This window comes from Bacillus cereus group sp. MYBK139-1 (genome assembly GCF_051916915.1).
Lineage (GTDB): Bacteria > Bacillota > Bacilli > Bacillales > Bacillaceae_G > Bacillus_A > Bacillus_A pacificus.
The window spans coordinates 1-13,483 of the sequence record NZ_JBQAHO010000002.1 but is presented as its reverse complement, the minus strand read 5'-3'; the positions used below and the strand labels follow the sequence as shown (position 1 = coordinate 13,483).

Below are 13,483 nucleotides of genomic sequence, written 5' to 3'. Positions count from 1 at the left end.
GTTTTCATTTAAATTAAAACTTTAATCAGTGGAGGAAAAACCCCCACTGATTCCTTAAGAATAACTATTAATCGTACTGTTTTGTACGCTTCCTTTTTCTACAACGTATGGCTCATCGGCGTTTCCTTTTAGTACAACACCGTCACCAATTTTCACGTCTTTATCAATAATAACACCGTCTATTATACAGTTATCTCCAATTTGGCTCTTTTGCATAATAATGCTATTACGAACAATTGAACCTTTCCCAATTTTAACAGAACGGGAGACAACACTATTTTCTACTTCACCTTCGATAATACTACCATTTGCAATCATTGTATTTTTCACGACTGCACCCTTTACATAACGAGTTGGTGGCTCATCTTTTACTTTCGTAAAGATTGGTGCTTCTTTCTTAAATAGTTGCTTCCAAATAGCAGGTTTCAAAATTTCTAAGCTATGTTTATAGTAGCTTTCAATTGAATCAATAATAGCTACATATCCTGTATGCTCATACGTAGCAATATGTAGTGATTTTCCGCGCTTTTCTCTCACTACATCGAATAAGCTATATTGCTCCACATCTTTATATGAATCGAATAAATCTAACAGTAATTGTTTCTTTAATACGTATGTTTGAAGCGAAACCCCTTCATGGCAAACTTCCGTAATATCAGCTGCCGTATGTATATGTCGCTCTAACACCGCTTGAAAATTCAATGCTGTTACGAGATGGCTATTCGTAATAACGACGTATTCTTCTCTAGCTCTTAGAAAATAATCAATATGTCTTCTAAAATGCGCAAAAGATCCAAATTCATCTTGATCACATTGGCAATTTGGCGGGAATAAAAACAGTCCGTCTCTTTTTCTATCTAAATCCCACTGTTTTCCTGAACCAACATGATCCATTAACGAGCGGTTTTTATGACTTGTAAAAACCGCTACGCTATGAATATTAGAATTCACCATATTTGAAAGCATGAAATCAATGAGTCGATAACGGCCCCCAAACGGTAACGCCGCTAGTGAACGATGCCCTGTTACTTTCTTTAAGGAAGGAAAACTTCCCGTTGCATTAATAATTCCTAACATTTTTTCTCCCATTCATTTCATCCCCCTTTTCTATTTCCCTTCAGCAATGAGTACTACATCGTCAACATTTTTTTCCGGACGAATAATTGTTCCATCCTCAATAATCATTTCCGATCCAACGATCGCTCTTTCAATCACAACATTTTTACCAATCTTCGCTCCAGGCATAACGACAGAATCAATAACCATACTACCTTCTTCCACCGTCACTCCTTGGAATAGTACAGAATGCTTCACGTCCCCTTCAATGACGCATCCTTCGTTAATAAGTGATTCTTCTACTTTTGCCTTTTCAGCGATATATTGAGGTGGTTCGTTTGGATTAACAGAATAAATACGCCAATTACGATCATTTAAATTCAGTGATGTTTCATCGCGAAGTAAATCCATATTCGCTTCCCATAAGCTCTTCACCGTTCCAACATCTTTCCAATACCCTTCAAACGGATACGCCATTAACTTCTTCCCTTCATCTAATAAAAGCGGAAGTACATCTTTTCCGAAATCATTACTAGATTCAGGGTTTCTTGCATCCATTTCTAAATACTCTTTCAAAATTGCCCAGTTAAAAATGTAAATTCCCATTGATGCAAGATTACTTCTTGGAAATTGCGGCTTCTCTTCAAATTCAACAACCTCCATCTCTTCGTTCGTATTCATAATACCGAAACGACTCGCCTCATCCCAAGGCACTTCAATAACAGAAATCGAAACGTCCGCTTCTTTCTCAATATGGTAATCTAGCATTTTACTGTAATCCATTTTATAAATATGGTCGCCTGATAAAATGAGAACATACTCTGGTTCATATTGACTTAAATAGTTTAAGTTTTGATAAATGGCACTTGCCGTACCTGTGTACCACTTCACACCTGAAGACTCCGCATAAGGAGGTAATACTGTGACTCCACCGCTTACTCGGTCTAAATCCCACGCATTGCCGATTCCAATATAATTATGAAGTTCGAGCGGTTGATATTGCGTTAAAATCCCAACCGTTTCAATACCAGAATTTGCGCAGTTACTTAGCGTAAAATCAATAATGCGATATTTACCACCAAATGGAACAGCTGGCTTGGCTAAATTTTTTGTTAATGCACTTAATCGACTACCTTTTCCCCCTGCTAGTAACATTGCTACGCACTTTTGTTTTTGAGCCATCTTGTTTTTTGCTCCCCTTTCTCGTCTTCACTGGTCGTAATATGGATACGCCAAATGGTGGAATTGTAATTTCTACATGTGCTGCTTGATTATGAAACGGTTCTTGAATCGCCTTCAGACGTTTCTTATTTACTTGCCCTGATCCGCCATATTGCTCAGCATCACTGTTTAAAACCTCGTTATAATACTCGAAATCTGGTACACCTACTTTATAGTTTTCATATGTAGTTTTCGTAAAATTACATACGACAACTAACGCATCTTCTTGTTTATCCCCTTGGCGGATAAAAGAGAAAATACTTTGCTCATTATTATTAGCATCAATCCACTGAAATCCTTCAGGCGAATGATCAAGCTGCCAAAGTGGTTTGGAGCGCTTATACAATGCTATGAGCTCTTTAAAGTAATCATGCATATAACGATGCATTTCAAAATCATGTAAATTCCAATCTAAATCTTCAAGGTCTTTCCACTCATCAAACTGCCCGAATTCTCCACCCATGAAAAGTAATTTCTTTCCTGGGTGAGTAAAGAAATATCCATATAATAAACGAAGTTGAGCAAACTTATCCCAGTAGTCTCCTGGCATTTTATTTAATAACGACTTTTTCCCATGAACAACTTCATCATGAGAAAGCGGTAATATGAAATTTTCAGAGTAAGCATATAGTAAAGAGAACGTCATTTTCTCATGAATATATTTTCTGTACTCTGGCGCACACTCCATATACTTCAGCACGTCATTCATCCAGCCCATATTCCATTTGTAATTGAATCCAAGCCCACCTTCATACGTTGGAGCTGTTACAAGTGGCCAAGCTGTTGAATCCTCTGCTGTCATAAGAAAATCTTCATCCTCTGCAAATACCGCTTCATTTAACTCCCGTAAAAATGAAACAGCGTGCTCATTACTTTGCTCTTGTCCTTCTTTATTCCAGTACAGCATGTTCGCAACTGCATCCACCCTGAAACCATCAATATGAAAATATCTCATCCAAAATAACGCATTTGAAATTAAGAAATTACGTACTTCCCTCTTTCCTAAATCAAAGTTAACAGTTCCCCATACTGGATTTTCTTGCACATCTTTATCTTTATATTCATAAGTCGGTGTCCCATCAAACAAATATAAACCGTGAGCATCTTTACAAAAATGCCCCGGCACCCAATCTAAAATGACACCGATTCCATATTTATGACATTCATCGACAAAATGCATCAAATCATGTGGCGTGCCGAATCTACTCGTTGCTGCATAATATCCCGTCCCTTGGTATCCCCAAGAACGATCATACGGATGCTCAACAAGCGGCATAATTTCAATATGTGTAAATTGATGTTCCACCACATAAGGAATGAGTTCTTCTGCCATTTCCCTGTAAGAATACAGCGTTCCATCTGCTTTCTTTTTCCAAGAACCGAAATGCAATTCATAAACTGTCATCGCTTCTTTATAAACCGATTTTTTCTTTTTCTTACGACTCCAGTTTTTATCATTCCATTCGTATCCCTTTATATCAAAAACTACAGATGCCGTATTCGGTCTTACTTCTGCATACACAGCATACGGATCCGCCTTAAAAATGACATCACCAGCCATCGTTTCAATCGCATATTTATATATTTCTTTTTCTTCAATATGCGGTATAAATAGGGACCAAATTCCCTCTTCTGTCACTTGTAGCATCTTATGTTGCTCATAATCCCATTCATTAAAATCTCCAACAACACTCATTGCTTTCGCATGAGGAGCCCATACTGTAAATCGTACACCTCGCATCTCATCTTCCGTCACAATATGTGCGCCAAAGATGTTATAACTTTCATAGTACTTTTCTGTATGAAACTCATCTCGTTTCACTTCTTCACAATTTATTACGTTCAATATGCTCACCTCACTAAGATGACAGAATTTTTTATAATTTATCATTTCTTCGAAAAACTGAAATATCCTTGTTAATTTATAAAAAATATACGTTTTTTTCTTAAAAATGTTGGTCTTTTTTCACATTTCTATATAAAATATCGAATTTTGACGAATATTCATTGAAAACGCTTCATTTCATACTAATCTTTCAACATAATATTTTTTTCTCAACCTTTATTTTATTAGATTCACTCTATTTTACACGTTATGTATCACTTAAAATCGTAACAAAATAATCTGTCATAAAAAAATGTTTCTCAACATTTTTCGTCACAATTTTATTGAAATGGAAAATTGATAAGCATATACTTGTTCTCAATAAAGAACAGCGACTTTTCGCAACTATAATTCATAGTGGACTACTATGTTTACTTATTTATCCTTGTTACGAACAGTCGCTATAAAAATTTAATTAGGGGGCTTTCTTATGTCATTAAAACAAAAGGTTGGAATGGGAGTTGTCACAGCAACGCTCGGCTTATCCCTTACATTCGGCGGTGTATTCGCCTACTTCAGTGATTCTGAAACATCTAGTAACTCATTTCAAGCTGGAACACTAGACCTTTCTATTAATCCAAGTGTAATCGTTGATGTGAAAGATTTAAAGCCAGGTGACTTTATTGAAAAAAATTTCACGCTTGAAAATAAAGGGTCATTGGATATTGCAAAAGTAGCACTTGAAACATCCTATGAAGTTACAGATGCACAGAAAAATAATGATGGTGAAGATTTAGGCGATCATATCATCGTCAAATTTTTAGTGAATGATGGAAAACCATCTAATCCAAACGATGATCATGAAATTTTGTGGGAAACAAAACTATCACAATTAAAGACTATGAAACCTGAGGATGTGGCTACTTCTTTAGAACGTCATAACTTAATAGACGGTATTAAACCTGGTGAAACAGATTATTTACACGTGCTCTTCTCCTTTGAAGACAACGAACAAGATCAAAATAAATTCCAGGGTGATTCCTTACAGCTAAACTGGACATTCCATGCAGAGCAAACACCAGGCACAGAGAAATAATTTTTAAAATATAAATTATCGGAGGCTTATACATGAAAAAGAAAAATCGATTTGTTACCGGAATTGTAACGGCTGGCGTTCTGTTTTCAACTGCCCTTCCGTTCAATGTACTTGCTGAAAATCCTATTAACCAAATTGACTCTTCAAACGCCCAGTCTTTACTATCAAAACTTTCTAAAGAACAACGTCAGGCATTACAAACGTTAGATGCCAACCCTGGTTTTACTATCTCGCCAGATATTAATACAAGTAGTTCCGAACCAGTAAATATCATTGTAGAATTTCAAACGGCTCCAGTAAAGATTAATGAATTAAAACAAAAAGAAAAAGGGTTACAAGCTGCTCCTGAAAATATAAAGGCACGTATTGATCAAGAACATGAGGAATTTCAAAAAGGACTAAAACGTCTTTATCAGTTCAGCCCATCAGTAAAGTCAGGGAATTTCCAGTCAGTACAAATTAAACGTTCTTATAAACATGCGATAAATGGGGTTGCGCTGACATTACCTGCAAATACAGTGGAAGAATTGTTACGGATTGGCGTTGTAAAACGTATTTGGAAAGATTACGAAGTGAAATTAAATTTACCAAAACAAGTAGAGCAGAAAGCACCTCAAAAACTAACAGATAGTATTCCGCAAATTGGGGTCGATAAGTTACATAGCGAAGGCATTACCGGAAAAGGAATTAAAGTTGGTGTATTAGATACAGGTATTGATTACAATCATCCTGATCTAAAAGACGTATATAAGGGCTATCGCGCAAAACCTGGCGAAGACTCTAGCAAGATAGATCCAAACTCCGTAAAAGGTTGGGACTTTATTAGTAACGATGCAGATCCGATGGAAACAACTTATACAGAGTGGCAACAATCTGGTGCTCCTGAATTTGATGATCGTGGCTCTTCCTTCTACACTGCGCATGGTACTCACGTAGCAGGTATCGTTTCTGCGCAAAAGAAAAACACATCAGATTCCGCAGTAAAAGGTGTTGCACCTGACATTGAACTGTATAACTATCGTGTACTCGGTCCATACGGAAGTGGAGATAGTTCTGGTATTATCGCTGCAATCGATAAATCTATTTCTGACGGCATGAATGTTATTAACTTATCGTTAGGTGACGATAGCAACAATCCGCTTGATCCTACGTCTATCGCTGTCAATAACGCGATGCTTTCCGGTGTTGTTACAGTCGTTGCTGCTGGAAACTCTGGTCCAAATCCAGCGACACTCGGATCACCAGGTGCTTCTCCATTTGCGATTACGGTCGGCGCAAGTGATAGCTCTATTTCTTTACCGAAACTATCAGGTCATGCTGGGCAATTACAATTTCCTAACCTAATTTTATTCGGCAAAAACTTTACTGATAAAATAGAAGATTTCAAGGGACAAACTTTACCTATTGAATCTGTAGGAATTGGTACGCCTGACGAGTTTAGTAAAAAAGATGTAAAAGGAAAAATCGCTCTCGTTGCACGTGGTACACTGTCATTTGATGAAAAAATTGCGAATGCAAAACAAGCTGGTGCAAAAGCCGTTATTATTTATAACAATGTGGACGGAGAAATTCCTTTCTACGTTGGCGAAAGTACAAAATACATTCCCGCATTCCGCCTAACGAAAGAAGACGGTGTAAAACTAAAAGCTCAAATCGAACAAGGTAATACATCCTTTACCTTTGACGAACTTAGTTATATTCAAACAGAAGGCGATCATCTTGCAGACTTTAGCTCACGCGGTCCTGTTACATCAAATGATGATATTAAACCAGATATTACAGCGCCTGGTGTTGCTGTACTTTCAACAGTACCTGAATATATTAACGACCCACAAGAGGGCGAAAACTATGACGTTTCCTACGAGCGTATGCAAGGAACATCTATGGCTTCTCCTCATATCGCGGGCGTTGCTGCTCTTATTTTACAAGAACACCCAGAATACTCTCCATTCGATGTAAAGGCGTCTCTTATGAACACAGCTGATGATTTAAAAGAAAAGTATTCCGTATATGAAGTTGGAGCTGGACGAGTAGATGCGTACAACGCCGTTCATACGGAAACTAGTTTTAAAGTGCTAGATACAACAAAAACAGTTGTAAATGATGAAGTAATTGAAGTCCCTGAAGAAACTGGATCCATTGCATTCGGGAAGTTCTATCAAAAAGACAGTGAAGCTCTTGAACAAAAACGAAATATAAAAGTACAAAATCATAATAAACAAGAGAAAAAAGAATTTAAAACAGAAATTTCTTATACACCAGCATCTTCTTCTATTAACGATGCTACCGCAAACGGTGTAAAAGTTTCTGTTCCAGAAACAATTACTCTTGATGCTGGTAAATCAGATGAAATTGAAGCAAAAATTAATGTTCCGGCTGGTGTAAAACAAGGCCGATATGAAGGATATATTCATATTACAAATACGAAAAATAAAGAAGAAACGTACCAAATTCCGTTCTCTATTCGTGTATCAGAGCCTGGTATTGAAAATGCAATATTATCAAGAAAAGCAATTTCAACTGATACATCTAAATTCAATCCATACCGTGAATCGTATTTGCACGGGGCGTTCCAATTAAATAGCGAACTTGAAACGTTAGATCTTATCGTGAAAGATTCCAAAACAAATAAAGCTCTCGGTTTCCTTGGTACATTAAATACTAGTGGATTAAAAACTGATGTGTATTACTACTTAGATTCATTCTTTAACGGCAAAGTGTATCCTTTTACAAATGATCCTGCAAAACCAATTGGTGATGAGAAAATCGACTTACCAGAAGGTGATTACACAATTGAGTTTGTTGGCTACGATAAAGCCGGTAAAGCACGTGTGAAAGGTGATTATGTCGTAATTGATAATACACCGCCAGAAGTGAAATTAACTGGATTACAGCCTGGTATTTATGAATTAAATGAAGAAAATTATACAGTAGAAGATGGTAAAAAAGCGTTATGGATTAAAGGAAATGTGTATGATTCGAACGTTGACTACTTAAAAGGAAAAGGATTAAACATTACGCAAGAAGCAAACGGAGTGATGTACTATGATTATTCTCCATACTTGCATAAGTTTTTACCTATTAATGCAAATGGTGACTTTAAAGTTGGCATTACTCCTGAATCTTTTAAAACTGAAGGTCCAATGAACACAGGCGTATATATTTTCGATTATGCAACTGCAGGAGCTGACTATCCAAGCGGTGTAAATAACTATTGGTTTATCCCGCAAGGAGCTCAATATGCGAAAACTAGTTATGATAAAAAAGAAGTATATAAAGGTGATGAATTCACTGTGACGCTAAACGCCAAACATGTGAAACAACTTGTTGCTGGGGAATTTAACGTAAAATTCCTAGAGAAGAACTTCAAGTTTGCAAATGCGAAATTTAATCCTGCTTTTGAAAAACTCCTTTCTGAAAAAGGGGTGACCGCAAAAGTAAATGAACCGAAACTAGAAGAAGGTTCTGTCACAGTTGGCGGAGCTATCAATGACAAAAACTTCGGTGGATTAGATGGTGATTTCCCGTTCATTGATGTAACGTTCAAAGTAGAAAATGATGAGTTTTATGAAGCAAATGCTCAATTAGAATCAGCAGTGTTTGCATACTGGAAACAAGGGGAAACAGAGCCAAATAGAATGCGTGTCCTTCAAGATCAAACATTCTCAGTTATGTCTTTAAACTCACTAGTCGAAGGAAGTATTAAACCTGGTGCTTTCTTAAATGAACGCGGATATTTAGATGAAAAATTCGATTATACAAAGCTTGGCGTAAAAGTATATGCAACAGATTCTTACCGTCATAAGTTTGAAGGCTCACTTGATAAATACGGATCCTTCAAACTAAATGGACTTCCTGCTAATAAACGCGACTATAACTTATATGTAGAAGTACCAGGGCATTTAACAAGCCGACTAACAACGAAACTTGGTACTGAAAAAGACGGTAAGCTACTTGGCCAATATTATTATGCACGCCTTGATGAAAACCTTGCAGGTGATGTAAATGGCGATAAAGTAATTGATATAAAAGATGCTGAAATTATCGCTAGCAACTATGGTAAAAAAGGACTATCCGTGAACGACGGCGACCTTAACAAAGATAGTATTGTCGACGAAAAAGATATTCGCTTCGTTGAAAAGAACTTCTTGAAAAAAGGTCCAGATGCATCCAAATCACAAACACCTGTAGAAAAATCAAAAAGCGGTACACTGGCAGATATTTTTAAAAAATTAGGATTGACGCCTAAAAAATGATAATAATAAAGAGCACTCTACGCAAAGTAGAGTGCTCTTTTCTATAAACGACCCTGATCCAGCAAAAGGGGTATATTGGGGATATACAAGGGAAACCGGAAAAGGAATTTATATTAAATTATATATAAATCCAGAAGTAAGAAGTAGTTCCCCACTTCTGGATTATTTAGCAATTATTATAGTACTGGTGCCATTGTTTCTTTTAATACTTTTACAGAATGAGCGAATTTCGCTTTTTCATCCTCATTTAACTCAAGCTCTACGATTTCACGTACACCTTCACGGTTAATTACAGCTGGAACACCTACGTAAGCATCTTTTTCACCGTATTGACCTTCAAGGTATGCAGATACAGTTAATACGCTGTTCTCGTTGTTTAAGATTGCTTTAGTTACACGAAGTAGTGACATACCGATTCCGTAGTAAGTTGCACCCTTACGCTCGATGATATGGTAAGCTGCATCACGTACGTTTTCGAAGATTTTATCTAAGTCTTCTTGTTTGTACTGTTCGTTGTTAGCTAAGATTGTTTCTAGTTTTTGTACACCGATAGTAGCGTGACTCCATACTGGAAGTTCAGTGTCACCGTGTTCACCAACGATGTAAGCATGAACGTTACGTGGATCTACATCTAAGTAGTCACCTAACATGTAACGGAAACGAGCAGAGTCTAAAGTAGTACCAGAACCAATTACGCGCTCTTTTGGTAAACCAGATTCTTTCCAAGTTACGTAAGTTAAAATATCAACTGGGTTAGTTGCGATTAAGAAGATTCCATCGAATCCGCTATCCATAATACCGCGAACGATTTGTTTAAAGATCTTTGTATTTTTCTCAACTAAGTCTAAACGAGTTTCACCTGGCTTTTGTGGTAATCCAGCAGTGATAACTACTAAATCTGCATCTTTACAATCTGCATAGCTACCGCTCCAAACTTTTGTTGGTGATGGAGAGAATGGTACCGCATGGCTTAAGTCCATTGCTTCCCCTTCTGCTTTTGCTTCATTAACATCTACTAATACGAATTCTTCAGCTACACCTTGGTTGATCATTGAGTAAGCGTAACTACAACCTACAGCTCCTGTTCCTACTAATACTACACGATTGATACCTTTTTTCATGGTAATTTCCCCTCTCTATTGTTCACATATATTTTTTTATGATTGTTTAAGTAATTAATTAAAATACTAATTTAATGTTGTTTAACTTCTTTACACTCATATTGTAGCACGTATTATTGTGAATTACTTCACAAATTATGACCTATTTGTGAACTTTTTCACATAGAGTGTAAAGTTATTGGAATAGGTGTGGAATCCATTTCAATGGAGGCGTTTTCTTTAGATTGTGAAAGGGTTTTTCTTATGTTTTTGTCGGTAAGTGAAATTATATCGACGATTATTTAAATATATCAACGATTTTTATAATATATCGACCGTAAATCAAATTATATCGGCGATTCGACAAAGAATATCGACTTACCGACAAAACTCGACAATAATGACAGCATAAAAAAACTGCCTCCAGTAGATCACCTACTGAGAGACAGTTTCTTCTATATATTATTTATTTTCCACCGTAGCGCCTAATACAGCATCCTTTGTTTGAACAACCCATATTTCAATTTTTATTATTCAACGGTATCTAATAACTCTACAACTAATTCCTTAGGATCTTCCCAGCTATGATATTTACCCGTTTATCCAAGTGCAGGAGGCTTTAGCATACGGCCGAGATAAAAATTCAATTTGAGTATGATTTGTTAAGTGAACATTCCTTCATACTCATACAGGTCAAGGTAAACAACATGACTATACTTACAGCTCTCTGTATTCCCAACTGTAACAGCGAATACTTCATCTTTCTTTTAATTCATAAAAAAGTAGACTATCCAAAGTCCACTTTTACACAACAAAAAAGAGATAGCAGATTATGCTATCTCTTTTAGTATGACCCGTACGGGATTCGAACCCGTGTTACCGCCGTGAAAGGGCGGTGTCTTAACCACTTGACCAACGGGCCAATTACTGGCAGAGAAGAAGGGATTCGAACCCTCGCACCGCGTTCGCGATCTACTCCCTTAGCAGGGGAGCCCCTTGAGCCACTTGGGTACTTCTCTATAAATATGGCTCCGCAGGTAGGACTCGAACCTACGACCGATCGGTTAACAGCCGATAGCTCTACCACTGAGCTACTGCGGAACAATTATGGTGGGCCTAAATGGACTCGAACCATCGACCTCACGCTTATCAGGCGTGCGCTCTAACCAGCTGAGCTATAGGCCCATAATTGAAAAGCGGGTGAAGAGAATCGAACTCTCGACCAGAGCTTGGAAGGCTCTTGTTTTACCACTAAACTACACCCGCATTAAATTGTAAATGGTGAGCCATGAAGGACTCGAACCTTCGACCCTCTGATTAAAAGTCAGATGCTCTACCAACTGAGCTAATGGCTCATTTTGAAAGTGGTGCCGACTAGAGGACTTGAACCCCCAACCTACTGATTACAAGTCAGTTGCTCTACCAATTGAGCTAAGTCGGCATGTGATTTCAAAATGGTGGCTCGGGACGGAATCGAACCGCCGACACGAGGATTTTCAGTCCTCTGCTCTACCGACTGAGCTACCGAGCCTTTATGTAAAAATGGCGGTCCCGACCGGGGTCGAACCGGCGATCTCCTGCGTGACAGGCAGGCATGTTAACCACTACACCACGGGACCATTTGGTTGCGGGGACAGGATTTGAACCTGCGACCTTCGGGTTATGAGCCCGACGAGCTACCGTGCTGCTCCACCCCGCGATGATAAAATATTTACTTTAGAAAAAATGGAGGAGGTAGAGGGATTCGAACCCCCGCGCGACTCTCGCCGCCTGTCGGTTTTCAAGACCGATCCCTTCAGCCGAACTTGGGTATACCTCCGAGATAGAAACGTCTAATGGTGGACCTTGTAGGACTCGAACCTACGACCGGACGGTTATGAGCCGTCTGCTCTAACCAGCTGAGCTAAAGGTCCTTTATGGTAGCGGCGGAGGGGATCGAACCCCCGACCTCACGGGTATGAACCGTACGCTCTAGCCAGCTGAGCTACACCGCCATAAATGATATTAAGATAAGTGGAGCCTAGCGGGATCGAACCGCTGACCTCCTGCGTGCAAGGCAGGCGCTCTCCCAGCTGAGCTAAGGCCCCATGTTTTTTGGGAATATCGGGAAGACAGGATTTGAACCTGCGACCCCCTGGTCCCAAACCAGGTGCTCTACCAAGCTGAGCCACTTCCCGTTAATAAAAGCGCGCCCGAGAGGAGTCGAACCCCTAACCTCTTGATCCGTAGTCAAACGCTCTATCCAATTGAGCTACGGGCGCATATGGTGCCGAGGGCGGGGGTCGAACCCGCACGGTGGTCACCCACCGCAGGATTTTAAGTCCTGTGCGTCTGCCTGTTCCGCCACCCCGGCATGTCATATTGAAAATTGGAGCGGAAGACGGGATTCGAACCCGCGACCCCAACCTTGGCAAGGTTGTATTCTACCACTGAACTACTTCCGCAAGACATGTATGAGTTATTTAATTAAAAGTGCGGGTGAAGGGAGTCGAACCCCCACGCCAAAGGCGCCAGATCCTAAGTCTGGTGCGTCTGCCAATTCCGCCACACCCGCATATTAATTTATTTAAGAAAAATGGGGCGACTGATGGGAATCGAACCCACGAATGCCGGAGCCACAATCCGGTGCGTTAACCACTTCGCCACAACCGCCATGATTTCTGGTGCCGACTAGAGGACTTGAACCCCCAACCTACTGATTACAAGTCAGTTGCTCTACCAATTGAGCTAAGTCGGCTAAATGGTGGAGGATGACGGGATCGAACCGCCGACCCCCTGCTTGTAAGGCAGGTGCTCTCCCAGCTGAGCTAATCCTCCATTTGCCTGGCAACGTCCTACTCTCACAGGGACAAGGTCCCAACTACCATCGGCGCTAGAGAGCTTAACTTCCGTGTTCGGTATGGGAACGGGTGTGACCTCTCTGCCATCA

General features: G+C 39.1%; 6 protein-coding genes, 22 tRNA genes, 1 rRNA gene and 1 pseudogene. 3 read left to right on the top strand and 27 right to left on the bottom strand.

What is annotated here, in order from left to right; translation table 11 throughout:
• Positions 1–54: 54 nt before the first annotated feature.
• Genes glgD through glgB form a run of 3 tightly spaced genes read right to left on the bottom strand, consistent with a single transcriptional unit; the run spans position 55 to position 4,123 of the window.
• Entirely contained in the window at positions 55–1,089 is a 1,035-nt protein-coding gene (gene glgD, locus ACTFRS_RS11090) for a glucose-1-phosphate adenylyltransferase subunit GlgD (protein WP_242294700.1), read from the bottom strand.
• Between the two features lie 18 nt (positions 1,090–1,107).
• The gene (gene glgC / locus ACTFRS_RS11085; protein ID WP_440025434.1) at positions 1,108–2,238 is read right to left on the bottom strand and encodes a glucose-1-phosphate adenylyltransferase; all 1,131 of its coding nucleotides are present in this window, start codon (positions 2,236–2,238) and stop codon (positions 1,108–1,110) included.
• The gene (gene glgB / locus ACTFRS_RS11080; protein ID WP_440025435.1) at positions 2,186–4,123 is read right to left on the bottom strand and encodes a 1,4-alpha-glucan branching protein GlgB; all 1,938 of its coding nucleotides are present in this window, start codon (positions 4,121–4,123) and stop codon (positions 2,186–2,188) included. The genes glgC and glgB overlap by 53 nt, the downstream gene beginning before the upstream one ends.
• Before the next feature lie 469 nt (positions 4,124–4,592).
• Between glgB and ACTFRS_RS11075 the strand changes: the two genes are divergently transcribed.
• The gene (locus ACTFRS_RS11075; RefSeq protein WP_440025437.1) at positions 4,593–5,198 is read left to right on the top strand and encodes a TasA family protein; all 606 of its coding nucleotides are present in this window, start codon (positions 4,593–4,595) and stop codon (positions 5,196–5,198) included.
• A 32-nt stretch (positions 5,199–5,230) separates the two neighbouring features.
• Entirely contained in the window at positions 5,231–9,454 is a 4,224-nt protein-coding gene (locus ACTFRS_RS11070) for a S8 family serine peptidase (RefSeq protein ID WP_440025439.1), read from the top strand.
• Between the two features lie 176 nt (positions 9,455–9,630).
• Here the strand turns inward: ACTFRS_RS11070 and ACTFRS_RS11065 are convergent, their stop codons facing one another.
• Positions 9,631–10,575, bottom strand: a complete 945-nt coding sequence (locus ACTFRS_RS11065) for an L-lactate dehydrogenase (protein ID WP_000715338.1) — start codon at positions 10,573–10,575, stop codon at positions 9,631–9,633.
• 576 nt (positions 10,576–11,151) lie between these two features.
• Between ACTFRS_RS11065 and ACTFRS_RS11060 the strand changes: the two are divergent.
• Positions 11,152–11,307: pseudogene (locus ACTFRS_RS11060) on the top strand (IS4 family transposase); the annotation flags it as partial.
• Between the two features lie 97 nt (positions 11,308–11,404).
• Here ACTFRS_RS11060 and ACTFRS_RS11055 read toward each other — a convergent pair.
• The 23 genes from ACTFRS_RS11055 to rrf form a co-directional block, all read right to left on the bottom strand.
• A tRNA-Glu gene (locus ACTFRS_RS11055) sits at positions 11,405–11,476 on the bottom strand.
• Between the two features lie 6 nt (positions 11,477–11,482).
• Positions 11,483–11,573, bottom strand: a tRNA-Ser gene (locus ACTFRS_RS11050).
• A gap of 7 nt (positions 11,574–11,580) precedes the next feature.
• Positions 11,581–11,655, bottom strand: a tRNA-Asn gene (locus tag ACTFRS_RS11045).
• A gap of 7 nt (positions 11,656–11,662) precedes the next feature.
• Positions 11,663–11,739, bottom strand: a tRNA-Ile gene (locus tag ACTFRS_RS11040).
• A 10-nt stretch (positions 11,740–11,749) separates the two neighbouring features.
• Positions 11,750–11,820 (bottom strand) — tRNA-Gly (locus ACTFRS_RS11035).
• A gap of 13 nt (positions 11,821–11,833) precedes the next feature.
• Positions 11,834–11,909, bottom strand: a tRNA-Lys gene (locus ACTFRS_RS11030).
• A 10-nt stretch (positions 11,910–11,919) separates the two neighbouring features.
• A tRNA-Thr gene (locus ACTFRS_RS11025) sits at positions 11,920–11,995 on the bottom strand.
• Positions 11,996–12,009: 14 nt separating this feature from the next.
• Positions 12,010–12,085, bottom strand: a tRNA-Phe gene (locus ACTFRS_RS11020).
• 12 nt (positions 12,086–12,097) lie between these two features.
• Positions 12,098–12,173 (bottom strand) — tRNA-Asp (locus tag ACTFRS_RS11015).
• A gap of 3 nt (positions 12,174–12,176) precedes the next feature.
• Positions 12,177–12,253: transfer RNA gene (locus ACTFRS_RS11010), tRNA-Met, on the bottom strand.
• A gap of 27 nt (positions 12,254–12,280) precedes the next feature.
• A tRNA-Ser gene (locus ACTFRS_RS11005) sits at positions 12,281–12,373 on the bottom strand.
• Between the two features lie 17 nt (positions 12,374–12,390).
• A tRNA-Ile gene (locus ACTFRS_RS11000) sits at positions 12,391–12,467 on the bottom strand.
• 4 nt (positions 12,468–12,471) lie between these two features.
• Positions 12,472–12,548 (bottom strand) — tRNA-Met (locus ACTFRS_RS10995).
• A gap of 20 nt (positions 12,549–12,568) precedes the next feature.
• A tRNA-Ala gene (locus tag ACTFRS_RS10990) sits at positions 12,569–12,641 on the bottom strand.
• 16 nt (positions 12,642–12,657) lie between these two features.
• Positions 12,658–12,731: transfer RNA gene (locus tag ACTFRS_RS10985), tRNA-Pro, on the bottom strand.
• Between the two features lie 10 nt (positions 12,732–12,741).
• A tRNA-Arg gene (locus ACTFRS_RS10980) sits at positions 12,742–12,815 on the bottom strand.
• A gap of 3 nt (positions 12,816–12,818) precedes the next feature.
• A tRNA-Leu gene (locus ACTFRS_RS10975) sits at positions 12,819–12,907 on the bottom strand.
• 16 nt (positions 12,908–12,923) lie between these two features.
• Positions 12,924–12,998: transfer RNA gene (locus tag ACTFRS_RS10970), tRNA-Gly, on the bottom strand.
• 29 nt (positions 12,999–13,027) lie between these two features.
• Positions 13,028–13,108: transfer RNA gene (locus ACTFRS_RS10965), tRNA-Leu, on the bottom strand.
• 22 nt (positions 13,109–13,130) lie between these two features.
• A tRNA-His gene (locus ACTFRS_RS10960) sits at positions 13,131–13,206 on the bottom strand.
• Positions 13,207–13,215: 9 nt separating this feature from the next.
• Positions 13,216–13,291, bottom strand: a tRNA-Thr gene (locus tag ACTFRS_RS10955).
• 4 nt (positions 13,292–13,295) lie between these two features.
• A tRNA-Val gene (locus ACTFRS_RS10950) sits at positions 13,296–13,371 on the bottom strand.
• 4 nt (positions 13,372–13,375) lie between these two features.
• A 5S ribosomal RNA gene (gene rrf / locus ACTFRS_RS10945) occupies positions 13,376–13,483 on the bottom strand; the annotation flags it as partial.

Coding starts and splice junctions, on each gene's coding strand:
- glgD (WP_242294700.1), bottom strand. CDS start 1,089: ATGGGAGAAAAAATGTTAGGAATTATTAATGCAACGGGAAGTTTTCCT.
- glgC (WP_440025434.1), bottom strand. CDS start 2,238: ATGGCTCAAAAACAAAAGTGCGTAGCAATGTTACTAGCAGGGGGAAAA.
- ACTFRS_RS11075 (WP_440025437.1), top strand. CDS start 4,593: ATGTCATTAAAACAAAAGGTTGGAATGGGAGTTGTCACAGCAACGCTC.
- ACTFRS_RS11070 (WP_440025439.1), top strand. CDS start 5,231: ATGAAAAAGAAAAATCGATTTGTTACCGGAATTGTAACGGCTGGCGTT.
- ACTFRS_RS11065 (WP_000715338.1), bottom strand. CDS start 10,575: ATGAAAAAAGGTATCAATCGTGTAGTATTAGTAGGAACAGGAGCTGTA.